21 protein-coding genes and 1 tRNA gene are annotated in these 23,605 nt (G+C 52.7%); 10 read left to right on the top strand and 12 right to left on the bottom strand.

Features of this window, described 5'->3' with window-relative positions; translation table 11 throughout:
* Positions 1–232: 232 nt before the first annotated feature.
* Together K5Y32_RS14415 and rsuA are read right to left on the bottom strand one after the other, a co-directional pair.
* The gene (locus K5Y32_RS14415; RefSeq protein ID WP_222184695.1) at positions 233–1,426 is read right to left on the bottom strand and encodes a Bcr/CflA family multidrug efflux MFS transporter; all 1,194 of its coding nucleotides are present in this window, start codon (positions 1,424–1,426) and stop codon (positions 233–235) included.
* A 12-nt stretch (positions 1,427–1,438) separates the two neighbouring features.
* Positions 1,439–2,161, bottom strand: coding sequence for a 16S rRNA pseudouridine(516) synthase RsuA (gene rsuA / locus K5Y32_RS14410; protein ID WP_222184693.1), 723 nt, complete (start codon positions 2,159–2,161; stop codon positions 1,439–1,441).
* A gap of 166 nt (positions 2,162–2,327) precedes the next feature.
* Between rsuA and K5Y32_RS14405 the strand changes: the two genes are divergently transcribed.
* From K5Y32_RS14405 to K5Y32_RS14395, 3 genes are all read left to right on the top strand, one after another.
* On the top strand, positions 2,328–4,082 hold the full coding sequence (locus K5Y32_RS14405; protein WP_222184691.1) for a DEAD/DEAH box helicase: 1,755 nt from the start codon (positions 2,328–2,330) through the stop codon (positions 4,080–4,082).
* Between the two features lie 131 nt (positions 4,083–4,213).
* Positions 4,214–4,498 (top strand): 50S ribosomal protein L25, encoded by a 285-nt coding sequence (gene rplY, locus K5Y32_RS14400; protein ID WP_101763688.1) that lies wholly within the window; start codon positions 4,214–4,216, stop codon positions 4,496–4,498.
* A 217-nt stretch (positions 4,499–4,715) separates the two neighbouring features.
* Positions 4,716–8,540, top strand: coding sequence for a S6 family peptidase (locus K5Y32_RS14395; protein WP_222184689.1), 3,825 nt, complete (start codon positions 4,716–4,718; stop codon positions 8,538–8,540).
* Between the two features lie 35 nt (positions 8,541–8,575).
* Here the strand turns inward: K5Y32_RS14395 and yejK are convergent, their stop codons facing one another.
* A complete protein-coding gene (yejK, locus tag K5Y32_RS14390) occupies positions 8,576–9,580 on the bottom strand; it encodes a nucleoid-associated protein YejK (protein WP_222184687.1) in 1,005 nt (334 codons plus the stop codon).
* Between the two features lie 158 nt (positions 9,581–9,738).
* Between yejK and K5Y32_RS14385 the strand changes: the two genes are divergently transcribed.
* The 3 genes from K5Y32_RS14385 to K5Y32_RS14375 all read left to right on the top strand — a co-directional run bounded on the left by K5Y32_RS14385 (position 9,739) and on the right by K5Y32_RS14375 (position 11,890).
* Complete coding sequence (locus K5Y32_RS14385) at positions 9,739–9,966, top strand: YejL family protein (protein WP_036648480.1); 228 nt, start codon at positions 9,739–9,741, stop codon at positions 9,964–9,966.
* A gap of 22 nt (positions 9,967–9,988) precedes the next feature.
* Positions 9,989–11,743, top strand: a complete 1,755-nt coding sequence (gene yejM, locus K5Y32_RS14380) for an LPS biosynthesis-modulating metalloenzyme YejM (protein ID WP_222184685.1) — start codon at positions 9,989–9,991, stop codon at positions 11,741–11,743.
* 70 nt (positions 11,744–11,813) lie between these two features.
* Positions 11,814–11,890: transfer RNA gene (locus K5Y32_RS14375), tRNA-Pro, on the top strand.
* A 63-nt stretch (positions 11,891–11,953) separates the two neighbouring features.
* Here the strand turns inward: K5Y32_RS14375 and K5Y32_RS14370 are convergent.
* The 4 genes from K5Y32_RS14370 to K5Y32_RS14355 form a co-directional block, all read right to left on the bottom strand.
* A complete protein-coding gene (locus tag K5Y32_RS14370; RefSeq protein WP_222184683.1) occupies positions 11,954–12,808 on the bottom strand; it encodes a hypothetical protein in 855 nt (284 codons plus the stop codon).
* 290 nt (positions 12,809–13,098) lie between these two features.
* The gene (gene arsC / locus K5Y32_RS14365) at positions 13,099–13,524 is read right to left on the bottom strand and encodes a glutaredoxin-dependent arsenate reductase (protein WP_222184681.1); all 426 of its coding nucleotides are present in this window, start codon (positions 13,522–13,524) and stop codon (positions 13,099–13,101) included.
* Between the two features lie 12 nt (positions 13,525–13,536).
* Positions 13,537–14,826 (bottom strand): arsenic transporter, encoded by a 1,290-nt coding sequence (locus K5Y32_RS14360; RefSeq protein WP_222184679.1) that lies wholly within the window; start codon positions 14,824–14,826, stop codon positions 13,537–13,539.
* Between the two features lie 41 nt (positions 14,827–14,867).
* Complete coding sequence (locus K5Y32_RS14355; protein WP_101763682.1) at positions 14,868–15,188, bottom strand: metalloregulator ArsR/SmtB family transcription factor; 321 nt, start codon at positions 15,186–15,188, stop codon at positions 14,868–14,870.
* A 291-nt stretch (positions 15,189–15,479) separates the two neighbouring features.
* Here K5Y32_RS14355 and K5Y32_RS14350 point away from each other — a divergent pair, with 291 nt between their 5' ends.
* Entirely contained in the window at positions 15,480–15,683 is a 204-nt protein-coding gene (locus K5Y32_RS14350; RefSeq protein WP_008105079.1) for a hypothetical protein, read from the top strand.
* 77 nt (positions 15,684–15,760) lie between these two features.
* Positions 15,761–16,486, top strand: coding sequence for a 4'-phosphopantetheinyl transferase (locus K5Y32_RS14345; RefSeq protein ID WP_222184678.1), 726 nt, complete (start codon positions 15,761–15,763; stop codon positions 16,484–16,486).
* Between the two features lie 156 nt (positions 16,487–16,642).
* On the opposite strand, the gene K5Y32_RS14340 is transcribed toward K5Y32_RS14345, so the two are convergent.
* The 3 genes from K5Y32_RS14340 to apbE all read right to left on the bottom strand — a co-directional run bounded on the left by K5Y32_RS14340 (position 16,643) and on the right by apbE (position 20,686).
* A complete protein-coding gene (locus tag K5Y32_RS14340; protein WP_222184676.1) occupies positions 16,643–18,295 on the bottom strand; it encodes a multidrug ABC transporter permease/ATP-binding protein in 1,653 nt (550 codons plus the stop codon).
* 700 nt (positions 18,296–18,995) lie between these two features.
* Entirely contained in the window at positions 18,996–19,637 is a 642-nt protein-coding gene (gene alkB, locus K5Y32_RS14335; RefSeq protein ID WP_222184674.1) for a DNA oxidative demethylase AlkB, read from the bottom strand.
* 11 nt (positions 19,638–19,648) lie between these two features.
* Positions 19,649–20,686, bottom strand: coding sequence for an FAD:protein FMN transferase ApbE (apbE, locus tag K5Y32_RS14330; protein ID WP_370634202.1), 1,038 nt, complete (start codon positions 20,684–20,686; stop codon positions 19,649–19,651).
* Between the two features lie 402 nt (positions 20,687–21,088).
* On the opposite strand from apbE, the gene K5Y32_RS14320 reads away from it, so the two are divergent.
* Positions 21,089–21,247, top strand: coding sequence for a hypothetical protein (locus tag K5Y32_RS14320; RefSeq protein ID WP_167391201.1), 159 nt, complete (start codon positions 21,089–21,091; stop codon positions 21,245–21,247).
* Positions 21,248–21,250: 3 nt separating this feature from the next.
* On the opposite strand, the gene K5Y32_RS14315 is transcribed toward K5Y32_RS14320, so the two are convergent.
* Complete coding sequence (locus K5Y32_RS14315) at positions 21,251–21,706, bottom strand: nuclear transport factor 2 family protein (protein WP_222184671.1); 456 nt, start codon at positions 21,704–21,706, stop codon at positions 21,251–21,253.
* Between the two features lie 93 nt (positions 21,707–21,799).
* On the opposite strand from K5Y32_RS14315, the gene K5Y32_RS14310 reads away from it, so the two are divergent.
* Complete coding sequence (locus K5Y32_RS14310; protein WP_222184669.1) at positions 21,800–22,363, top strand: TetR/AcrR family transcriptional regulator; 564 nt, start codon at positions 21,800–21,802, stop codon at positions 22,361–22,363.
* Between the two features lie 24 nt (positions 22,364–22,387).
* Here the strand turns inward: K5Y32_RS14310 and ompC are convergent, their stop codons facing one another.
* The gene (ompC, locus tag K5Y32_RS14305; RefSeq protein WP_101763675.1) at positions 22,388–23,512 is read right to left on the bottom strand and encodes a porin OmpC; all 1,125 of its coding nucleotides are present in this window, start codon (positions 23,510–23,512) and stop codon (positions 22,388–22,390) included.
* Positions 23,513–23,605 lie beyond the last annotated feature (93 nt).

The raw sequence follows: 23,605 nt of genomic DNA, 5'->3' as shown, positions 1-23,605 counted from the left end.
TTAAGCACAAAGCGTGTAGCCAATTTATAATTTGCGAGGCTTCTCACATTTATGCCTATGTTTACCGTGTTCGGCTGCGGTTAACAATCATTTTAGACGCATTATCGTTACTTTTTTATCTCTAAATTTTCACATAATGGAAACATTAAGCATAACGAATGAATGGGGATTAGCGAGTGAGGGAGAAGAATTAAGAGAGGCCAGGTCGCCATTTATGACGACCCTGGGGATGTCACGCCGGCTGTTGAGGCCGCGAAGCATAGGTGAACAGCACAATCGAAATTGTGGCGCACAGCGCAATGGTGGCAACCATCGGCCAGGCGCTGTTAATGCTGACTAATGAGAGCAGCGCGCCGACTAAAGCACCGACACCAAAACGCAGCGTTCCCGCCAGCGAGGAAGCGGTGCCAGCCATATGCGGAAACTCATCCAGAATCACCGCCATCGCATTCGACGACACCGTCGAAACGCAGCCAATAAACATCGCCACGCCAAACACCAGCGACAGGAAGCCTAAATCCAGCGCGCTGGAGATCAGCAACCAAACGCCCATCGCGAACTGAATCAACAATCCCATGCGGAACATTTTCACCGGACCAAAACGGCGCACGGCGCGACTGTTGATCAGCGTCATCACGAACAGGAACACCACGTTCAGGCCAAAGTAATAGCCGAAGTTCTGCGGGGAAACGTGGTTCACTTCGATATAGACAAACGGACCGGCGTTGAGGAAGGTGAATAATCCGGCAAAGGAGAAACCGCTCGCCAGCATGTAACTAAAGGCGCGCTTGTGGCGCACCAGCGCCACAAAGTTGCCCAACGTGGTCCGCAGATGAAAGCGCTGGCGCTGTTCGGGCTTAAGCGTTTCACGGATTTGCGTCACCACCAGCACGGTGGTGATCAGCGCGGCACCCGCCAGCGTCCAGAAAATAGCGTGCCAGTTCCACAGCAACAGCAGCCAGCCACCAACAATCGGTGCCAGCAGCGGCGCGATGGTGGTCACCAGCATTACAAACGACATCATGCGCGAGAAGTCCTCTTTCGAGTAGGTATCGCGCATCAAGGCGTTGATTACCACGCTGGCAGCGGCGGCCGATAAGCCGTGCAGGAAGCGCATTAAGATCAGCTGATCGATGGTTTGTGACAGCGCGCAAGCCGCGGCGGCGCAGGCAAAGATCAGCGTTCCCAGCACAATTACCGGTTTACGTCCGTAGCTGTCTGCCAGTGGACCATAAACTAACTGGCCAATGGCGAAACCGAGGATGTAAAGGTTGAGCGTCATCTGCACGCTGCCCGCCGAAACCGCAAACTCATGGGCGATTTGCGGCATGGCCGGCAGATACATATCGATAGAGAGCGGCATCAGCATTGCCAGCAATCCGAGGATGACCACTAAACCGACCGGTGAATTCTTTTCCTTGCGCACCGCGTTCTCCCGCTATTTACGTTGTTTGAGTTCTTCTGGCAGGCCGATGCTGTCGACCTCTTGCTGGGTCAGTTCACGATATTCACCTTCGCCGAGATCTTCATCCAGCTCGATGTCACCAATACGTTCGCGATGCAGCGCTGAGACATGATTACCCATCGCCGCAAACATGCGTTTGACTTGATGGTAACGCCCTTCGCTGATGGTCAAACGGGCGGCTTTCTCATCGAGAATCTCCAGCACGGCCGGCTTGGTGAGCTCTTTTTCATTGTGCAGCTGTACACCCGCAGCGAACTTCTCAACCAGAGCAGGATCGATTGGCTCCTCCACTTCCACCAGATAGGTTTTTTCCAGGTGATGCTTCGGTGAGGTAATGCGGTGTGACCATTGGCCATCGTCGGTCAGCAGCACCAAACCGGTGGTGTCGATATCCAGACGGCCCGCCGCATGCAGCTTGAACGCTGCGGGTTCTTCGATAAAGAACAGCACGGTGGGATGATCGGGATCGTCGGTTGAGCAGACGTAACCCTGCGGCTTATTCAGCATGAAATAGCGCGGCCCTTGCTGCACCACCAGCGGATTGCCGTCGTATTCGACTTCATCGTCTGGCTGTACTTTGTATGCCGCATCGCGCACAACTTCGCCGTTAATGGTGACTTTTTTGGCGCGGATTTCGCGTCCGGCGATAGCACGGCTAACTTCCAGTTGCTGAGATATGAATTTTTCGAGTCGCATGAATTCGCTTTGCCTGTTACTGCGGGGGAAACTGAAACGGTGTTTTTGTCCGTTAAGAAAGTGTGGGCAGTATAGCTTGATCCTTAGAGTGCTAACAGTAGTGAACCTGCGTTTAACTGGCTTTCATGCCATAATGCGCGTCCGTTCCAGAAAAAAGTTTGCCCCGATGTCATTCACCCTGCGCCCATACCAACAAGAGGCGGTTGACGCCACTCTCAACCACTTTCGTCGCCATACCACGCCTGCGGTGATTGTGCTGCCGACCGGTGCGGGTAAGAGTTTGGTGATTGCTGAACTGGCGCGCTTAGCGCGCGGACGTGTATTGGTGCTGGCCCACGTCAAAGAGCTGGTGGAGCAGAATCACAGCAAATATCAGGCGTATGGCTTGCAAGCCGATATCTTCGCTGCCGGTTTGCAGCGCAAGCAGAGCGAAAGCAAAGTGGTGTTTGGCAGCGTGCAGTCGGTGGCGCGCAATCTCGACCGCTTCGACAGCGCCTTTTCGCTGGTGATCGTCGATGAGTGTCACCGCATCAGCGATAACGAAGAGAGCCAGTATCAGCTGCTGTTCACTCACCTGCGGCAGCACAATCCGCAGTTGCGCCTGTTGGGGTTGACCGCCACGCCCTTCCGTCTCGGCAAAGGCTGGATTTACCAGTTCCACTATCACGGCATGGTGCGCGGAGATGAGAAAGCGTTGTTCCGCGACTGCATTTATGAGCTGCCGCTGCGCTATATGATAAAACACGGCTTTCTGGTGCCGCCGGAGCGCTTAGATATGCCGGTGGTGCAGTACGATTTCACCCGTTTGATCCCGCAAAATAATGGCTTGTTTAGCGAAGCCGATCTCAACCGCGAGCTGAAACAACAGCAACGCGTGACGCCGCATATTATCCGTCAGATTATCGAGTTCGCTGAAGATCGACGTGGCGTGATGGTGTTCGCCTCCACCGTGGAACATGCCCGCGAAATCCTCACGCTGCTGCCTGAAAACAGCGCGCTGGTCTCAGCGGAAACGGCGGTGAAGGATCGCGATCGCTTAATTGGTGCATTTAAAGCGCAGCAGCTGAAGTTCCTGGTCAACGTTGCCGTTCTGACCACCGGCTTTGACGCGCCACATGTGGATTTAATTGCCATATTGCGTCCTACCGAATCCGTCAGCCTCTATCAGCAGATCGTGGGTCGCGGTTTACGCTTGTCGCCCGGCAAAAGCGATTGTCTGGTGCTGGATTACGCCGGTAATCCGCACGATCTTTTCACCCCCGAAGTCGGCGCACCGAAAGGGACCAGCGATAATCAGCCGGTGCAAGTGTTCTGTCCCGCTTGCGGTTTCGCCAACACGTTTTGGGGCAAAGCCACCGAAGATGGACACATCATCGAGCATTTTGGCCGCCGCTGTCAGGGCGTGCTGGAAGATGACGAAGGCGAGCGAGAACAGTGTGATTATCGCTTCCGCTTCAAAAGCTGCCCGGATTGCGGCGCCGAGAATGACATCGCCGCGCGGCGCTGCAATCAATGCGACAAAATTCTGGTCGATGCGGATGACATGCTGAAAGCCGCGCTGAAACTGAAAGATGCGCGCGTGTTGCGCTGCGCCGGCATGACGCTGGAGCAAGGACGCGATGATAAAGGCGAATGGCTGAAAGCCACCTATTTCGATGAAGATGGCACCAGCGTCAGCGAGCGTTTTCGCCTGCAAACGCCGGCACAACGTAAAGCCTTTGAGCAGCTGTTTATGCGCCCGCATCAGCGCGCGCCTGGCGTGGAACTCGGCTGGCAAACCGCAGCGGATGTCATCGCCTTACAGCCTTTATTGCGTCATCCGGACTTTGTGGTGGCACGCGCAAAAGGCCATTTCTGGCAGATTCGCGAAAAAATGTTTGATTATCAGGGCCGTTATCGCCGTGCCAATGAGCTGCGTTAAGCGGCGGAATCATTTGCCCCTGTGGCATCATTGGGGCTATAATGCCGCCCGCTTTTGCATCCGTAAAAGCAGTTTGAATAACCGTCCTGTTGCTGGGTCGCCTGTAGCAGGAACTATTGAAGAGACATCAAATGTTCACTATTAACGCTGAAGTACGTAAAGACCAGGGTAAGGGTGCGAGCCGCCGCCTGCGTGTAGCAAACAAATTCCCAGCCATCATCTATGGCGGAAATGAAGCACCAATTGCTATCGAACTCGACCACGATGCAGTGATGAATGTACAGGTTAAACCTGAGTTCTACAGCGAAGTGCTGACCATCGCGGTTGATGGCAAAGAAGTTAAAGTTAAGGCTCAGGCGGTACAGCGTCATCCGTTCAAGCCAAAACTGTTCCACATCGACTTCGTTCGCGCATAATCGCGAAATGAGTTGTAAGTAGAAGGGCCGGTTGCGAAACCGGCCCTTTTATTTTGCCTAAAATCAACCCGATTTCGTTATCGACGTAATTACCTTGTTCCCTCCTCAGCCTCGTTCTTATTGTATTTAAGACCATTCTTCAGGGTGAAGTCATAGGACTTTCTGGACAATGCGGTTTGCTCAGCATTTTCAAGGAAACGCCCCCTAAGGACTTCAAATGAATAAAATCACCGCTTTATTTTACAGCGCGCTGCTTGTTGCGCTCCCCTCGTATGCGGGAGTCATGCGCCATGATACCAATGTGCAAGATTACCGCGATTTTGCTGAGAATATGGGCAAATTTCGTCCTGGCATCAGTAATATTCCAATTTATAAAAAAAATGGCGATTTATCGGGTAATCTGAATTTTCCTATGCCTGATCTGGGTGGCATCATTCGAGGTGGATATGCTACTTTAAACGCTCCCTCTTATATTATTAGCGTCCGTCATAACACAGATTTAGATCGTATATTTTTTGGTGGTAATTCCGAATACTCTCGGCACTATGTTGGTATTAGTCGTAATGCCATTCCAGATGTCATCGATCAAGATTACATGATGCCGCGATTAAACAAAGTTGTTACAGAAGCTTCACCGCTTGATCTCATTGAAAATAGCGAGCTTAAAAAAGGCCATGTTTCGCGTTATAATGCTTATGCGCGAGCCGGTGCAGGGAAAATGGTTCAAGTAACCGATGATCAAAAGGATGTTGTACAACTCGCAGGCGCTTATTCATGGCTTGCAGGTGGTGCTATCGACCCAAAACTCGTCGAATTTACCAAAAATTATTTTTATTTTACACAGTTATCACCTGATAACCCCCTTTCTACAGCACTTACTATTACCGGACAACCCGGCGACAGTGGTAGCCCTTACTATGGCTACGACTCAATAGATAAGCAGTGGAAACTTGTCGCTGTTCATTATGGAAGTGGTTATGGTGAAGCCCCATATCCTTATTCTCGTGAGTCAGGCGGTACGTTAATTCCAGATGGTTTTTATGAAAGCATTGTTGCTATTAATACATCTCCTGATGTTAAGGACAGTAACAATGCCGGTGCTATTTTATGGAATGCGACAACAATTGATCAAGGCAGCCAGCAATGGAGCTGGAAAGGCTTGGATAAAAAATATCGTCATCTTGCCCCTGCGGCTGCCAGTAATGCCGAACTGGACGCGAGTAAGGATATAAGGTTTAACGGTGACGGTGGCGACATTATTCTCTCCGATGCCGTCAACCTAGGGGCAGGTAAGCTGCAGTTCTCTAATAATTACACGCTCAAATCTGCCGCTGATGTTGACGCCACCTGGGTGGGCGGCGGCGTTGAAGTCGATAAAGATAAAACCGTGCGATGGCAGGTGAATGGCCTGAAAGATGACGATCTGCATAAAATTGGCGGTGGCGTGCTGCACATTAATGCAAACGGCATCAATGAAGGGGGGCTGAATATCGGCGATGGCACCGTTATTCTCGATCAACAAAAAGATGCGCAGGGCAATCGTCAGGCGTTTTCTCGCCTTTATATAACCAGTGGTCGCCCAACAGTAGTAATGAACAGCAGCGATCAGGTTGATGCGAATAACATCTTCTTTGGATACCGAGGTGGAAATCTCGATTTGAATGGCAACAGCCTGACAATGAAAAGAATTAATCACACTGACAGTGGCGCAACATTAATTAATCAAAACCAGACTTCTTTAGCTAATTTAACGCTCACAGGCTTTTCGAATAGCGACATCAAAATCAATACCTGGAGCAGTGTCGATAAGGGTAATATTGGAGATATTTATCAATACTATAACTCTCGTACTGCTCGTACAGAATACTTCCAGTTAAAAAAAGAAAAATACTGGTACTTCCCCACCAACCAGCAGGACAATGCCGACTGGAAGTATCTGGGCTATGACCTGAATGAGGCCAGAGATTATCGACTGACTCAGTTGAATCAGTTAGTCTTTCGTGGAGACATTGGCTCAGTTTCTCAGGATAAAAAACGTGACAAATTTAATTTACGCTTTTCTCCAGTGGATGAAAAATATAATTTAGCACTCACCGGCAATGTTGATATTGACGGCAATATCAATGTCGATAACGGAACATTATTGCTTTCCGGCCAGCCCGTTCCTCATGCCGGTGGCCTGATTATTGACGATGACTGGTATGCCTCTTCTTTCTCCGCCAATAACGTAGTGGTCGCCAGTGGCGCGCGCTTCCAGGTGGGTGAATACGCGCAGGTTAAAGCCGATATTCAGACTGGTGACAACAGTCAGGTTATTCTTGGTTACCATCCCGATGCTGCTGATGAGCAACAAATTTTACGCTGCACTTCAACCGTACTGAAAAGTTCCAGCAGTTGCACTGTCGCACGCAGAAACAATGATGAGCTACGCGTGCTACCCGCCAGTACAGTCGAAGGCAACATCACGCTGGGCGATAACGCAGCGCTCCATCTTGGCAAGGTCAATTATCACGGCCACATCAACGACAGTCATTCAGCGCGAATGACCCTGAGCAGTGAGACGTTCTGGAACATGAACGGTAACAGCCGCGTGCACCGCCTGGATGCAGGTAAAGGCGGTATCATCTCCCTGCTTTCTGCAGATGAAATGGCTTGGACGCCGAAGCTGCTCTCTGTTGAACATCTGACGGCAAATAATCTGCAGCTTGGTTTCGGTATCGCGCCACAATCCGCCATCAGCGACAGTTTATACATTGGTTCCAGCGCGCAGGGCGGCAGCAACACGCTCGATCTCGGTTTTATGCTGGGCGAAACCTTCCCCAATCGCATCGCAAAAGAGATCGTGTTGGTAAACGCACCCGCCGGTACCGCGCATGACTATTTCACGCTACCTGCGGTTAAACGCGGGTTCTCGCTGTATACCGCCGATCATCAGGTTGTGGAAGAGAATGGTCGCGTGAAATGGATCATTGCCAAAACGCCCGATCCGGTGCTGCCACCCGATCCGGTAACTAACCCTGAGCCTGAACCCGAAATTAAGCCTGAGCCCGAAATTAATCCTGAGCCCGAAATTAAGCCTGAGCCTGAAGTGAAGCCTGAGCCAGAGATCACGCCAAAACCGGGTACTGCTGAAGACTGGTTTGACGTCATTGATAATCAGCCACTGGTGCAGAGTACTCGCGCCCTACTCGCTTCGCGCCACTACCTGTTCAGTGAAATTAGCAGCATGCTGACCGATCGCGCTCAGCTGCTGCGCGGTAGCCATGAAGACAGCGGTGCATGGGCCAGTCTTAGCCAGAATAGCGGCAGGATGGATAGCATAACGTTAAAAGACAGTAAGCTGGAGGTCGGTGCCGATACGCAAGCGGATGCCTGGCTGTACGGCGTCACCGCCAGTTACAGCCTGGGAAATGCCCGGGATGAAGCCAGCGTCAGCCATAAGCTGAGTACTCTGGGTCTGTATGCAAGCGGCATGAGCGAAAATGGATGGTTTATGGATCTTGCTGCCAGCTACCTGCACCTGCGTCAGGACATCAACCTTGACCCGATATTGGGAGTGGAAAGCACCTCAAAAACCAGTCATATGTTGGCCGGCAGTGCAAAACTGGGTAAATCCTTTCCTCTGGTGGACACGTCGTTCACGCTGTCGCCTTACGTGAAGGCCAGCGCAGGCCATATGCCGGGTTATACGCTGCAAAGCCGAGATGCCAGCATTACTCTGAGTTCAGCCATGCCGTGGGGACTCACGCCGGGTATTGAAGTCAGCAAGCAGGGGCTCGGTGCGCTGCTACCAAGGGTGCGATTCAGCGCAACCGTTGAAAAACAGTTTTCACCGGGCAGCTCCGGCTCTTCACTGACCCTTGAGGATCGCCACAGCCGACGCGTGTATGCCGCGATGGACGACGATCGTTACCGGGCTCATCTGAGCTTCGAAGGGAAAATCAGCGACAACTGGTCAGCGAATATTGGCGCAAAACACAGCTTTGGTGGCAAGTTCCGCACCGATTCACTCATCAGCAGTGGAATAAACTATTCTTTCTGATAAAAAAGCCGGGCACTTTGGTGACCCGGCTTATTTTATTTACTGCTGGTACGACGTTGCAACTGATCGCGCAGATTCGGTGGCGTACCTTTGATAGTAAGCGTGTCAGTAGTGGGATCCCAGAAGATGCGCTCGCCAAGCAGCATGGCATCAAAGTTCAGGGTTAAGCCACCGCCGCTACCTGCGAACTTGGTCAATTGACGCAAGGTGCTGCGATCCGCTGGGAAGGTCTCTTCCAGTTCGTAACCCTGCTCCTGAGTAAACGCCTGGAAGGTTTTTTCGCCCAGCGGCGGTAATTCGCTGGAGAGATCGTGCAACGCAATCTCTTCACCGGCCTGCAGCTGATCGTTGCAGTACGTGTAAACCTGCTGACGATAGTTCTGGCGCTCGTTTTTATCGAGATCCGATTCGGCGCAATAATCATCCACCGCTTGCAGCAATCCACGGTTTTGCGCTTTGGTGTCTAAACCAACGCTGGCACCGAGAAAATCCATAAAGAAATCCGCTACTTTACGTCCCACGCGACCGCGCAGGAAAGTCAGATAACGGGTAGATTCCGGATTGGTTTCCCACTCGGTGAGATCGATACGCGCCACAATATCCGCATGATTGATATCGAGATAATGGGTGCTGCTGATATCCAGCTGCTCGTTGACGCGCATGCTCGACTGGCTGTTGAGAACCGCAATCAGCAAATATTCGACGGCCAGATAGCGATAGTGCAGGAACAGCACCACGCCGCCTTCCGCAAACGGATATTTGCTCAGCTCATCGCGCAGACGTCCGGTCGCCGCACGGCTAAACGCCAGAAAGTCATCTTCCCCTTTGCGGCAGTTACGCAACGCATCGGCCAGTTCGCTATCTTCGTTAAACAGGCCGTAAGCTTTGCTTTTGGCGCTATAAACCCGGTGCAGCTCTTCTGCCATCTCTTCAACCGCGCGGGTCGCAGGCAGCAAAGTGTCGCGCAGTACCAGTTCCAGCTGGTTTTCATCACGTTTAACTAACTGATGCAGGGCAATCTGGTCGATATCCAGACTCATGGTAGACTCTCCTTTTAGCTCAGGCGCGTATTCAAACACCGCCCGCAGCCGCTTTCAACTACCAGCACAAACTGATCGCTCTGCTTGCGATAAAATTGCGGAAAAAAGTGCGTTGTTACGGTAATATACCGCCTTTTCACCCTTGATTAGACGACGATATGCCACAATCATCCCGTTACAGTGACGAACGCGTGGAAAAGCTCCTCGCAGAGATGGCGCAGATTCTTGAAAAAGACAAAGCGCCAACCGACCTTTCCCTGATGGTATTGGGTAACATGGTAACTAACTTGATCAATACCAGCGTTTCACCGGCTCAACGCCGCACTCTGGCACGATCTTTCGCGGATGCGTTGCAGTCATCCGTACGCGACGATAACGCTCATTAATATGCAGATTTGACCTCATAATATGGTAACCAACCGGCAGCGCTACCGCGAAAAAGTCTCCCAGATGATCAGCTGGGGGCATTGGTTTGCCCTGTTTAATATTATCTTCGCGTTTATATTAGGCAGCCGCTACCTGTTGGTCGCCGACTGGCCCGCGTCGCTCGCGGGACGTATCTATGCCTTTACCAGCTGGATCGGTCATTTCAGTTTTATTGTCTTCGCGGCCTATCTGCTGATCATTTTCCCGCTCACCTTTGTGGTGATGTCACAGCGATTGCTCAGGGTGCTGTCGGCGATTATCGCCACCGCCGGGCTGACGCTGATAATGGTCGACAGCGCCGTATTCAGCCGCTTCCACTTGCACCTCAATCCGGTGGTATGGGAGTTGGTGATCAACCCTGATCAAAGCGAGATGGCGCGCGACTGGCAGCTGATGTTTATCAGCGTGCCACTGATTTTCCTCGTCGAGATGCTGTTCGCGACCTGGAGCTGGCAAAAGCTGCGCAGCCTTAATCGACGCTCGTTCGGTAAACCGCTGGCTGCGCTGTTTATCAGCGCCTTCTTCGCCAGTCATCTGCTCTATATCTGGGCCGATGCCAATTTCTATCGCCCGATTACCATGCAGCGTGCCAATCTGCCGCTCTCCTATCCGATGACCGCGCGTCGCTTCCTTGAGCGTCACGGTTTGCTAGATGCGCAAGAGTATCAGCGCCGTCTGGTGCAACAGGGCGATCCGGAAGCGTTGTCAGTGCAGTATCCGCTGAGTGATATTACTTTCCGTGATGGTGGTACGCGCCACAATCTGCTGGTGCTAACCGTTGATGGTCTGAACAACGCCACGGTGGAAAAAGCGCTGCCGTCGCTTCATCAATTCGCCAGTGAGAACGTGCGCTTCACCCAGCATTTCAGCGCGGGGCTACAGCCGGAAAAAGGGTTATTTGGCCTGTTCTACGGCATCTCTTCCAGCTATATGGATGGCGTGTTAGCGTCGCGTACGCCTTCCGTGCTGCTGAATGCGCTGAACGCGCAAGGCTATCAGTTTGGCTTGTTCTCATCGGACGGCTTCAGCCAACCGCTGTATCGTCAGGCTTTGTTAGCCGATTACTCGCTGCCGCAGGCCGATACCCAGCCGAATAGCACCACGGTGACGCAGTGGCAAAACTGGCTCAACGGCCAGAGATCTAACAGCGCGCCGTGGTTCTCGTGGATTGCTCTGAACGGTGTCACGGTTAATGGCGACAACCTGAAGGCACGCCAGCGCAACTATACGCGTCAGGCAAGCAGTGTCGATGAGCAGATTAATGCGGTGCTGCAAACCTTGCAGGATCGCGATTTGCTGAAAAATACCGTGGTGGTGATCACGGCGCAGCGTGCGGTCAATCTGGATAGCAACGATGACAATCCAGGCAATCGTGCGACGTTACAGGTGCCGCTGGTGGTGCATTGGCCGAATACGCCAGCGCAAACCATCGATCGCCTGACCGATCAGCAGGATGTGATGACCACGCTGATGCAGCGTCTGCTGCACGTGCGCACCAACCCCGCCAATTTCTCGCAGGGTGAAGATCTGTTTGCCGCGCAACGCAGCCACGATTGGGTGGCGAGCAGCGAAGATGGCAAACTGGTGGTGACCACGCCAACCGTGACGCTAGTGCTGAATAACAACGGCAGCTACAGCGCTTACGATGCGCAGGGTCACAAGCTGAAAGATCATAAACCGCAGCTGGCGTTGCTGCTGCAGGTATTGACGGAAGAGAAGCGATTCGTCGCAAACTGATTAATTATGAGGCAGTTAAATGCTGCTCATATTGCAATCGTGTGTAGAAACAGTAATATTCTTCCACGTTCGGCACGTAGCGCAGCCTGGTAGCGCACGGTCATGGGGTGTCCGGGGTCGGAGGTTCAAATCCTCTCGTGCCGACCAAATCACTTCGGAAAAGGGATTATCTTGCGGGATAATCCCTTTTTCATATCTGAATTTTCTCGCTTACCAGTTACCGTGGAATCCACCGCCCATCGCTGAACCGCCACCAATATGCGGCCCACCGCCTAAGCCGTGAGCGCTATTAGTGTTAGCAGCATTATTAGCACCATTACCGCTACCGCCAAAAGAATGTGATGAAGCCTTATCATTTTTGGAACCTTTGCCCCTATTAACCTGAAACGCGGGAACGTGTGGGACTGATACTTGTACGGATGGATTAACAGCCGCAATAACTCCAGCCGTTATAGTTTTAGTTATCCCGTTCACAGTGACGTTAACCAGTGTTGAAGGTTTCAGGCTGCTAACAGCTACGTTTATTGTTTGTGCTTGCTCAAGCTGATTAACATAGGCACGGTAAGAAGCACCGGTAATCTTAGGTTGTTTGGTTGGTACGGCTTGCGGGGTGAGCTGTTGCTTAACAGTCGGAACACTGTAGGAAGGAGTTAACTGTTCAGTAGGTGCGATCTGAGACGTTAACTGTGCTGTAGGAGTAGGCACACTGTAAGATGGTGTTTTATGTGGTGTTGCTTGAGGTGTGTTAGTTGTTGGTGTGGTTTGTGGTGTTTTCTGAGGCGTAGCCATAGGGCCAGCCTGAGTAGCAACAGAACTAGCTAGCGTACTGATTGCCCCGTTCATTTGTGCATGAGCGTTAGCCTGTTCTCTTGCTGCACTATCAGAAGCATTAGCCCATGAATCTGGCGTACCTGTTCCATAAGAAGAAGCAGCAGCATCTACACGAGCGTTAGCAGCATCCATCATACGGCCTGCATGAGATACAGCCTCTTCACCTTGCGCTACAGTTGCAGCCACGGTAGAAAATGAACTCATTACCAGTAAAGCAAGCATAGTATTTTTCATTTGTTAATTTCCGAATTGAAAAGCTCGTCAGAGCTCGGTTTATTCGTAGCAAATAATAAGTTGACGTATTTATACACTTCTCAATTGTCGGAAATTTGATCTTAATCACACTAATATCTCTACTATAGAAACATTCCCATCATCCTTACTCACTTTGCCACCCTGGCTAGTTGATGGAAACGCCCAAAGCATATGAGGTGTCCGAGGTCGAAGGTTCAAATCCTCTCGTGCCGACCAAAAGCCAAAAAAAGCAGCCTTAATGGCTGCTTTTTTATTGTTTCTAATTCGGTCTAAACGATTCGATTTCTTTGCTGATCTATCACCTTCTCACCATCCTCCTTACTGAATGCGCCCTGCTGCGCATCGGTAAGAATATCGAGCACGGCTTCTGAAGGCCGGCACAAACGCGTTCCCAGCGGGGAGACAACAATCGGGCGGTTAATCAGGATGGGATAATTCAACATCGCCTCGATGAGTTGCTCATCACTAAAACTCTCTTCAGCCAACCCCAATTGTTCGTAAGGTTCGACATTTTTGCGTAATAAAGAGCGCACACTGATCCCCATTGCGCCAATCAACGCCTTAAGCTGCTCACGATTTGGCGGCGTCTCAAGATAGAGAATAATGGTCGGCTCAACGCCGCTATTGCGAATTAACGCCAGCGTGTTGCGCGATGTGCCGCAGGCAGGATTATGGTAGATGGTGATGTCAGTCATGGTTTTCTCATCTTAATGGGACAACGTTAGGCGCAGGGCCAGCGCGCTCAGGGTGACCAGCAGCACGGGCAACGTCATCACGACACCCACGCGGAAGTAATAACCCCAGCTGATGTTGATATTCTTCTGGTCGAGTACGTGCAGCCATAACAAGGTGGCAAGACTACCAATCGGCGTAATTTTTGGTCCCAGGTCGCAACCAATAACATTGGCATAAATCATCGCTTCCTTTATCACGCCCTGCGCGGTGCTGGCATCAATCGACAGCGCACCAATCAGCACCGTTGGCATATTATTCATTACTGAAGAAAGCAGCGCCGTCACCAAACCGGTCCCCAGGGTAGCGGCCCATAAACCGTGGCTGGCAAAGAGGTTGAGTAAGTCAGTAAGATGTTGCGTCAGCCCGGCATTTTTAAGGCCATAAACCACCAGATACATGCCAAGGGAAAAAATCACGATCTGCCAGGGCGCGCCGCGTAACACTTTACCGGTATTAATCGCCTGACCTCTTTTGGCAACGATAAACAGAATTAACGCGCCCAGTGCGGCGATAGCACTGACTGGAATGCCCAGCGGCTCCAGCAGGAAAAATCCCACCAATAGCAATAACAGCACCAGCCAACCGGCTTTAAAGGTAGCGGGATCTTTTAGGGCTTCAGCTGGTAGTTTGAGGCGTGAAACCTCATAGCTGGCGGGAATGTCTTTGCGAAAGAAAAGGTGCAGCACTATTAGCGTGGTGATAATAGCGGCAATATCAACCGGAACCATCACCGCCGCGTAAGCGTTGAATCCCAATTTGAAGAAATCAGCAGAAACGATGTTAACCAGATTGGATACGATCAGCGGCAAACTCGCGGTATCGGCGATAAATCCTGCTGCCATGACAAAAGCCAGGGTTGCACCTTTACTAAAGCCCAGTGCCAGCAGCATCGCGATAACGATCGGCGTCAATATCAGAGCCGCACCATCATTGGCGAAAAGCGCGGCAACGCATGCACCGAGCAACACGATATAGGTGAAAAGCAGCCGCCCTCGCCCACTTCCCCAGCGCGCTACGTGCAAAGCGCACCACTCAAAAAAACCGGATTCGTCCAGCAACAGGCTGATGATAATGACGGCGATAAAAGCCGCTGTCGCATTCCAGACGATATGCCACACCGCGGGAATATCGTTTAACTGGATAACGCCGGTCACCAGCGCCAGTAAAGCCCCTATCGTTGCCGTCCAGCCAATGCTCAGGCCGCGCGGCTGCCAGATGACAAACACGATGGTCAAAACAAATATTGCGCCAGCCAGAAACATCACGCCTCCAATGCATTCGAATAATCGAATGTGTTTAATGATTATTCACAACCCGTAGCAGCGGCGTTCTTCAGCGACTCACGCACTTCCTCACGCTGGCTATTCCAGGCCGTATCGATAATCGATGCAGCCCAGGCCGGCATATGCGGAGAAAGGCGATAGTGTATCCACTTGCCTTCACGTCGATCCAGAATCAGCTCAGCATCGCGCAGCAAGGCAATGTGGCGTGAAATCTTTGGCTGTGATTGTTGGGTAACGGTGCAGAGATCGCAGACACACAACTCTCCGGCCTCTCGTAATAATAAAACGATGGTCGTACGCGTTTCGTCGGCAAGCAGTTTGAAAAGTTGAACAGGGAGCATTGGGCCAGGTTCCAGTAAAAATCTATTACATATGGTAATTCATATGTGTTGGAAGTAAAGGCAGAATATAAAGTCTGGCGATTTCATATGTTTTCCATGCAATAAAGCATTCTCAGATTATCGCCAAAGAAATGCTGATTATTGGCTTTTAATCAGTAACTTACCGAAAGCAACTCAACCCGAGCCAGATCACATTTCTGGATAAATGTTACAGCGCTTCATCAAATTGAAACAAAACTGTCACAGACTTCTCTTACTCTTAGGGCTCTTGTTTTTTCGATGGAAACCATTATGGTCATCAAAGCAAAAAACCTGCAGGATGCGGAAGAACTCCTGCACTCGGGTATCAATAAAGTTGAACTGGCTTACGATATCGGCAGCGACGATTTCTTCCGTCTCGCCTCGCGCTGGTGCGATCGCGGTGCGCGCATCACCAAAGGCCATCAGCACTTCGTAGTGCAGATTAAAGGCATGGCGATTCCGCCAAACAACTAAAAGTAGGCGAGCCCCTTTGGCTTGCTCTCCATCCGGCTGGCTGGTAAAACTACGTTTTCCGTCAGCCGTGATTTTTTATGTTCGCCTCTCAAACGTCGCTTGCTCTGCCCTCTTCCCCGTTTATCCGCGCTGCTGGCATGTCGCTGGATACATTACCGATCGCCTGGTGCGAATTCGATCAACAACATTGGCATGCTGAGCTGCATCAGGCGTGGCAGCTGCCGCTGCCCGCGTCGCTACAGAGCGCGGTGACCAAACGCAAAGCCGAGCATCTGGCGAGTCGCTGGCTGGTGCAGCAAAATTTCGCGCACTTCGGTTTAGCGCATTTTGTGTTGTGTAATGCGCCCGATCGTTCACCGTTGTGGCCCGCCGGCATTCAGGCGTCGCTGTCGCATACGCACAGCGTTGCGGTGATGGCTGCGACGCGCGAGCCACTGTGCGTGGGTGTGGATGTTGAGCAGATTATGGCGGAGGAAACCGCCGATGAAACCGCTGGGATGTTGATGAGCGCGGCGGAAAAACAGCGCCTGCTGGCGCGGCCTCTGCCCTTTGCCCAGGCCGCTACGCTGCTGTTTTCATTGAAAGAGAGTGTATACAAAGCGCTGTGGCCGCAATTGCATCAGCCAATGGATTTTCTTCAGGCGGAAGTGCTGGAACTGGACGTGCAGCAAGGCCGCGCAACGCTGCGGTTGTGTCAGGATTTTGATGCGTATTTCACCACCAAAGCGTTGCTGCAGGCGCGTTTCTGGCTGACTGGAGATCGCGTGATTACGTTGCTGACGCATCCGCTTCCGACAAAATAAAAAACCGGCTCAGAAATAAACCCGAGCCGGTGACAACACAAGACGACAGAAAAGTGTTCCAGGGACGCAGAAACGAGGATTTCTGCTGGGAGTGACTTTACTCACTCCGCAACTTCTTGCCCAATAAGGGTTTTCGCTAAGCTTTCCCGGCTGGCGTTAATGGCCGGTATCGGTGCGTTGCACCGCATCCAGCGTTGCCATCTCGCGTTCATTACCGGTTAACTCACTCAGTTGACCTTCGCGCATCTCCAGCAAGCGATCGGCGTGAATAAAGTAGTGATCGTCATGACTAATAGCGAACACCGTTTTACCCGATTCCTGTAACCACGGCAGCAGCTCACGATAGAAGATGCGACGGAAATGCGGATCCTGATCCGCCGCCCATTCGTCGAGCAACAGAATATCGCGCTCTTCGGCGGCTGCCAGCAGCAGCGCCAGACGTTTGCTCTGCCCTTTCGACAGTTGCAGATTAAGCACTCTGTTGCCTTCCAGCTTGAGCTTGTCCTGCATCTTCAGACGCTCCAGCCACTGCTGCACCAGCGCAGGATTGGCTGGCTGCCCTTGATCGCCGATGAGGCGATCAAACAGATGCACGTCGGTAAACACCGCCGAGAAATGTTTGCGATACGCATCGAGGTTTTGCCAATCCACCACCTTGCCATCCAGCAGCAAACTGCCCGATTGCGGCTGATAGAGGCCGGTGAGCAGCATCGCCAGCGTCGATTTTCCGCTGCCGTTGCCGCCAATCAGGAACACCAGCTCGCCGCGGCGTAGCGTCAAATTGATCGGCCCAACCTGGAATCCGTGCTCGCCGTAGTGGAAGCAGACGTCGCGCAGCTCCAGCGTTTGCCAGTCGCTGACTTTTGGCAGCGCCTTGAACTTTTCTTCATAGGGCGCCAGTTCAAACCTGTTGAGCTTGCGAAACGCCACCTGCGCGCTGAGCAGCGTTGGCAAGGCGCCGACCGCCGCCAGCAGCGGTGTGCGCAGGAACAGCAGCGTCAGCGAATAAGTTGCCGCCACCGCCGTATTTGCCCAGCCCAGCCCGTTCGCCATAAAGAACACGATGCCAATCGCGCCGAGCATCATGATATTCGACCAGTTCACCGCGCTGAGGTGGAAGGTATCGGCGCGCACGATGTGGTGGCGATAGCTTTTGGCATTCTCCTGATAAACGCTGTCGTAAATAAGCTGCGCACGTTCGCGGTTAAGCTGCAGCTCTTTACGCCCTTCGATAATGGTCTGGAAATCGCGATACAGGTCATCTTCGATTTCACGCAGCTTAGCCATGTGCTGATAAACGCGTGATACCAGCAACCAGCCGCCAACCAGCGTCACCACCAGCCACAGGCAGGTGATCAACAGCATTTTTGGCGAGAGCCAGGCGAGATAAAGCGCCGAACCGAGCGTAATAATGATGCCCTGAATCAGCTCGGGTAAACGCACGAAGGCGATGGTGATGGCACGCACATCGCTGGTGAGACCGGCCAGCAGTTGGGCATTGCCGATCTGTTCTATGCGCTCCACGCGCGTATCGAGGATCCGTTTGATGAATTCGCCGCGCAGCCGCCAGACAAAGTGATGGCCGAGCATGGTCAGCGCCAGCTGGGAGCCGAGCGTCACCGCCATCAATAGGAACAGCTGCCCAAGGAAACTCGGCAGCACCGAAATCGAGGTATTCACCGCGACGATCAGCTCATTATTGATATAGGCAATCAGGCCGATACCGAGCACGGCACTTAACAACGTGAGAAGAATGACGCCAATAAAAGGCCAGCGGTACTGGCGAAAAACGACTTGCAGCAATGCCATCAAAGGGTTCCAGCGGTCAATAAAGCAGCCTGCAGTTTAATGTCGCCTTGGCTGATAGCAAGAATAATTCTCATCCTATAGTTGCCTAAGCACAGTGTTGCTTGCCGCTAGTTTGTAGCAGCGCGATTTATCGCGCATTAACTTGCGCAATGCTTGTCAGATAAGGAGATATTTCGATTTAAAGCTGGTGCGGGCTCTGACACATCTGCTGCGTCAAGGGCCGTCCTCGCGCCGCTAAAGCGGTACCTTCGGCTTCCACATTGTGCCAACGGACCGTTCGCGGATCGGCCTTCCTGGCCGGCCCCGAACTGCCACGCGCATCCATGCGCGTGGCTCCTGGCCCAACGTAAAAGCCTCAGCGCTGCGAATGGCCCTTTTGCCACAGCAGACGCGCCAGCGCCTCTGCTAATGTGCCCTTTTTAATAACGCGCAATGAAGGTTCGGAGCTGGTCGGGGCCACTTTTGGGCCGGCATTCCGCAGCGCTGAACGAAGCGAGGAAGCCAGGAGAGCCCGCAGGACGCGGGCGAAAGGCGGAGCCGGGACAAGGATGTCCCGTCTCCGCCGGTCCGTCAGGCAGACGAACGAAGTGAAGGCACCGCGCAAGCGGCGCGAGGACCGCCGGCCCAAAGTGGCACCGGCCAGCGCCCTCATCACTGGCTTAACTAACATTAAGAATAAATTGTGCCGCCACAACAAAAACTAAAATGCGCGGCGGAAAGTCAGGTTGAAACGGAAAGCGCCCGCCTGCGGATGAATGCCAGGTTTGAGCGGCAGAATGCCGTGATAACGCAGGCGCGATGGCCCGCCCCACACCACGATATCGCCATGTTCCAGCAGCACGCGCTGGGTGGCGTCGCCGCGTTCGAAACCGCCGAACTGGAATACCGCAGGCAATCCCAGTGAAACCGACACAATCGGCTGGCGCAGATCCTTCTCATCTTTATCCTGATGCAGCGTCAGTTTTGCGCCGGGTTCATAGCGGTTAATCAGGCAGGCATCAGGATTGAAACTGGCAAAGCCCGCTTCGCGCGCAGTTTGCTGCGCCAGCTCGCGGAACAGCGCGGGCATCGGCGGCCAATGGTGTCCGCTGTTGCTGTCTTGCTCGGTATATTGATAGCCGCGCGAATCGGTGGACCAGCCAAAATCACCACAGTTGGTCATCGCCACCGACATGCGATGGCCACCGGGCGTGATGCGATGGGCAAAGGGATTTTTCGCGGCGATATCGTGAATCGCCGCCAGCAGCGCGTCGGCCTGTTCGCGGGCACGACGTCGCAGAATCACCGCGCCATCCGCTAGCGGTTCCTGCCACGGCGCTTCGTCACTAAATAAATCCAGCATGTGCGCCTCCTTTATTGAGATGCCTGATCGATGAGGAAGGTTTTAAACTGCGGCGACATCCAGTGAGTAAAACCGTCGCCCTGCTTGCTGATCAAATAGACCGCCAGATGCTCTTTCACCGCTAACGCTTTAGCGCGTTCGCTGCCGAGCACCATCAAACCGGTATCCCAGCCATCCGCTTCCAGCGCGGTGGTGGCTATCACCGTTGCCGACACCAGCTTGTGCTCAATCGGTCTTCCGGTAGTCGGATCGATGACGTGCGAAATGCGTTTGCCATCCAGTTCATAATAGTTGCGATAGCTGCCGGAGGTGCTAATGCCGTGTCCTTGCAGATCGACGCGCGCTTCCACCGCGTTTTCGCGATCGGTGGGTTTCTGGATCGCCACGCGCCACGGCTGCTGATTAGCATTGACGCCACGGCTCAATACTGCGCCGCCCACTGAAACCAGATAATCAGTGATGCCTTGCTGCTCCATCAGACGCGCCAGATGATCGGTGGCATAGCCTTCGCCCATGGTGGAGAGATCGACATACAGGCCGGGCAGATCTTTCTGCAGCCATTGACCGTTAACGCCCTGAATCACGCGCAGATGCTGCAAGCCAGTCCGCGCTTTAGCGGCGGCGATTTCTGCCTCGCTGGGGGTATGCGCCGGTTGCTTCGTCGGGCCAAAACCCCACAGATTGACCAGCGGGCCCACGGTGATATCCATCGCACCCGACGTTTTATGCCCGATTCGCAGCGCTTCAGTAACGATGTCCGCCATATCAGCGCTTACCGGCTGCGGTGCGTTGCCTTGATACTGATTAAAGTGCGACAGCACCGAATCGCTTTTCCACGTCGAGAGTTCGCCGTCATCGCGATCCAGCTGTTGCTGGATCAGCTGTTGCAACGCCGCTTTACGCTGCGGATCAACGCCGGCGACGCTGACGCGCCACACGGTGCCCATGGTTTTGCCTTCCAGCACCATCGCGGGTTGGCTGCTGTTTTTTTCGCAACCGCTGAGTCCTAATGCCAGCAGGCTAATTAGCAGAATGTTCTGAAAACTCATCAATTCCTCATCTGTAAACCATTACTACAGCCAATTACAAAGCATAACTCGCTTGTAAAGCAGTCTAAAGCTGCTTGATGTTCGATAAACGCTGACACAGGATAACCGGTTCCTGCAACGTTATGCCTACAGGAGCATCAGATGATTTATATGATTATTGCCGTAACCGCCGGGCTGTTTATTTATGGCAGTTTCAAATGTTGGCAGACGTACCGCCATCGCCTGATTCAGCACTATCCTGCACGCCGACGTTAAATTATTGCACCAGAAAATCACCCTTCTGCACCGCTTCAGCGCTGGCGCAGTGTAGCAAAGTCGCTGCAACCCGCGTGGCGCTGAGAGCGGTGCGCTGGCATGAATGCTGCATTGTTGAAGATGAGTTGAACTTCAGCGAGGTGCAGAATGGAAAATAGCAAAACACAAAACAGTAAATGGCAGCACTGGCTGAGCTTCTCGGCCTTTACGCTGGCGGGTGTCGCGATGGAAGGCAGCCTGAGCGCCATCACCAACCCGCCGCCGCAACCGGCGCCCAAAGCCAAAAAATGGCGCGGTATTCAGTAATCTTTACAGTCCCAACTCACTCAGGCCCGGATGATCGTCCGGGCGCGTGCCGGCTGGCCAGTGGAAAAGACGCTGATCTGCGCTGATCGGCAGATCGTTGATGCAGGCGAATCGCTGAATCATCAAACCATCGGCACCAAAGTGCCAGTTCTCATTGCCATAGCTGCGAAACCAGTTACCGCTGTCATCATGCCATTCATAGGCAAAGCGTACCGCCAGCTTATCTTCATGCCACGCCCATAGCTCTTTGATCAGTCGATAATCCAACTCTTTCATCCACTTACGCTGCAGGAAGGTCACGACTTCTGCGCGTCCATTGACGAATTCACTGCGATTGCGCCAGCGCGTATCTTCGCTGTACACCCGCGAAACACGCTGCGCATCGCAGCTGTTCCAGGCATCTTCCGCCATGCGGACTTTCTGTAATGCGGTTTGTTGATTGAACGGTGGCACCAGCATGTTATTTCTCCCGATTATGTAGACAGGTCTGTCTACTTGATTCATCCTGCCGTATGTAGACAATTCTGTCTACATGCAAACACAGGAATTTTTATGCTTGAGCCTCTGATCTTTGATGCCACCGCCTCCGCGCGCGATCGTATCTTGCTGTGCGCGCAACAGCTTTTTTACCAACAAGGCATTCGCGCCACCGGTGTGGATAAGGTGATTGCGCAAGCGGGCGTGACCAAAGTGACTTTCTATCGTCACTTTCCGGCGAAGAATGCGCTGGTGCTGGCGTTTTTACAGCAGCGCCATCAGCGCTGGATGCTGGCGTTTCGCCAGGCGCTAAATCAGCACGCGGCATTGATCGATGCGCTGCCCGCGGCGTTACTGAGCTGGTTCAGGGATGACGATTATCGTGGCTGTGCGTTTATCAATACCGCTGCGGAACTGGGCAGCACGTTAGCGGAAGCCAGCGAACTGATACGTCAGCATAAGCGTGAGATGGCGCAGGCGATCAGCGACAAACTGTTGCCCGATCAGCAGGTGAAAACGGCGCAGATTGTGTTACTGGTTGAGGGCGCGATTGTGCAGGTACAGATTGGCGAGGAGGCGGAACGGGTGGTTGAGGTACTGCATGCCGCGCTGGATGCGCTGCTGAAAACGGGAGCGTGACCGGCAAGTCACGCTCCATCACCCTTAGAACTGGTAAACCAAGCCCAGTGCTACGACGTCATCGGTATTGATACCGGCTGCGTCGGTGAAGTTGTTGTCGTCCAGCAGGTTGATCTGGTAATCAACGTAGGTCGACATGTTTTTGTTGAAGTAGTAGGTTGCGCCTACATCAATGTATTTCTTCAGGTTCTGGCTGCCGTAACCTTCGATGTCAGAGCCGCGAGAAGAGACGAACGCCAGAGATGGGCGCAGGCCGAAGTCGAACTGGTACTGTGCCACCAATTCCCAGTTATCCGCTTTGTTGGCGTAACCGTAAACGGTGCCGCTATCGCTGGCGCCGAAACGCGTCGCGTTGTATGAACGGCTGTACATTGCGGCCAGGTAAACGTTGTTAGCGTCATACTTCAGCGCACCGCTGTAAGCTTCGGCTTTATCACCGCGACCCAGGATGTTGGCGGTACGTGGATTGTTACCGTTCTGGTTATTGGTACGGTCAGACTGGAACATCGCTGCACCAATACCGAAACCTGAACCCAGATCGTAAGTGGTGCTCAGGCCGTAGCCGTCACCATTCTCGCCCAACACATCACGACCAGAGCCAGTAGATTCGGTTGGGTTGTCGTTTTTGCCTTGATACTGAACCGCGAAGTTCCAGCCATCGACTAAACCGAAGAAGTTGGTATTACGATAGGTTGCGAGGCCGTTGCTGCGCTGGAACAGGAAGTTGTCCGCGCCGTAGGTATCGCCACCGAACTCTGGCAGAACGTCAGTCCATGCGCCGAGATCGTACATCACGCCGTAGTTACGGCCGTAATCGAATGAACCTGCATCACCAAATTTCAGACCGGCAAAACCAACACGCGTATAGCTGTTCGCGGTGCCTTCGCTTTCTGCGGTGTTCAGTGCAGCCTGGTATTCCCACTGGCCGTAACCGGTCAGCTGATCGGTCACCTGAGTTTCACCTTTGAAGCCAAAACGCAGGTAAGACTGGTCACCGTCTGAGCCAGAGTTGTCAGAAAAATAATGCAGACCGTCCACTTTGCCGTAAAGGTCTAATTTGTTGCCATCTTTATTGTAAATTTCAGCTGCGCTTGCTGATCCTGCCACCAGCAATGCAGGAATCATCAGGGAGAGAACGCGACGTTTCATTTTTATTACCCTCTATAATGTGCCTTTATTTTTGCCACTGCGAACTGAATGATTAAAAATTCAGCCGGCACGCCATTGTTATTTTATGTTGGG

The sequence above is a fragment of the Pantoea sp. DY-15 genome (assembly GCF_019795935.1).
Lineage (GTDB): Bacteria > Pseudomonadota > Gammaproteobacteria > Enterobacterales > Enterobacteriaceae > Pantoea > Pantoea leporis.
The sequence above is the reverse complement of the archived record's forward strand: the minus strand, read 5'-3'. Positions and strand labels throughout refer to the sequence as shown.

What these genes read in the sequence shown, in the direction of transcription:
- K5Y32_RS14355 (WP_101763682.1), bottom strand. Translation starts at nt 15,188, where the DNA reads ATGCTCCCTGTTCAACTTTTCAAACTGCTTGCCGACGAAACGCGTACG.
- K5Y32_RS14360 (WP_222184679.1), bottom strand. Translation starts at nt 14,826, where the DNA reads ATGTTTCTGGCTGGCGCAATATTTGTTTTGACCATCGTGTTTGTCATC.
- K5Y32_RS14320 (WP_167391201.1), top strand. Translation starts at nt 21,089, where the DNA reads ATGGAAAATAGCAAAACACAAAACAGTAAATGGCAGCACTGGCTGAGC.
- ompC (WP_101763675.1), bottom strand. Translation starts at nt 23,512, where the DNA reads ATGAAACGTCGCGTTCTCTCCCTGATGATTCCTGCATTGCTGGTGGCA.
- K5Y32_RS14395 (WP_222184689.1), top strand. Translation starts at nt 4,716, where the DNA reads ATGAATAAAATCACCGCTTTATTTTACAGCGCGCTGCTTGTTGCGCTC.
- rplY (WP_101763688.1), top strand. Translation starts at nt 4,214, where the DNA reads ATGTTCACTATTAACGCTGAAGTACGTAAAGACCAGGGTAAGGGTGCG.
- yejM (WP_222184685.1), top strand. Translation starts at nt 9,989, where the DNA reads ATGGTAACCAACCGGCAGCGCTACCGCGAAAAAGTCTCCCAGATGATC.
- apbE (WP_370634202.1), bottom strand. Translation starts at nt 20,686, where the DNA reads ATGAGTTTTCAGAACATTCTGCTAATTAGCCTGCTGGCATTAGGACTC.
- yejK (WP_222184687.1), bottom strand. Translation starts at nt 9,580, where the DNA reads ATGAGTCTGGATATCGACCAGATTGCCCTGCATCAGTTAGTTAAACGT.
- K5Y32_RS14315 (WP_222184671.1), bottom strand. Translation starts at nt 21,706, where the DNA reads ATGCTGGTGCCACCGTTCAATCAACAAACCGCATTACAGAAAGTCCGC.
- K5Y32_RS14385 (WP_036648480.1), top strand. Translation starts at nt 9,739, where the DNA reads ATGCCACAATCATCCCGTTACAGTGACGAACGCGTGGAAAAGCTCCTC.
- K5Y32_RS14345 (WP_222184678.1), top strand. Translation starts at nt 15,761, where the DNA reads ATGTTCGCCTCTCAAACGTCGCTTGCTCTGCCCTCTTCCCCGTTTATC.
- K5Y32_RS14370 (WP_222184683.1), bottom strand. Translation starts at nt 12,808, where the DNA reads ATGAAAAATACTATGCTTGCTTTACTGGTAATGAGTTCATTTTCTACC.
- K5Y32_RS14405 (WP_222184691.1), top strand. Translation starts at nt 2,328, where the DNA reads ATGTCATTCACCCTGCGCCCATACCAACAAGAGGCGGTTGACGCCACT.
- arsC (WP_222184681.1), bottom strand. Translation starts at nt 13,524, where the DNA reads ATGACTGACATCACCATCTACCATAATCCTGCCTGCGGCACATCGCGC.
- K5Y32_RS14310 (WP_222184669.1), top strand. Translation starts at nt 21,800, where the DNA reads ATGCTTGAGCCTCTGATCTTTGATGCCACCGCCTCCGCGCGCGATCGT.
- rsuA (WP_222184693.1), bottom strand. Translation starts at nt 2,161, where the DNA reads ATGCGACTCGAAAAATTCATATCTCAGCAACTGGAAGTTAGCCGTGCT.
- K5Y32_RS14340 (WP_222184676.1), bottom strand. Translation starts at nt 18,295, where the DNA reads ATGGCATTGCTGCAAGTCGTTTTTCGCCAGTACCGCTGGCCTTTTATT.
- alkB (WP_222184674.1), bottom strand. Translation starts at nt 19,637, where the DNA reads ATGCTGGATTTATTTAGTGACGAAGCGCCGTGGCAGGAACCGCTAGCG.
- K5Y32_RS14350 (WP_008105079.1), top strand. Translation starts at nt 15,480, where the DNA reads ATGGTCATCAAAGCAAAAAACCTGCAGGATGCGGAAGAACTCCTGCAC.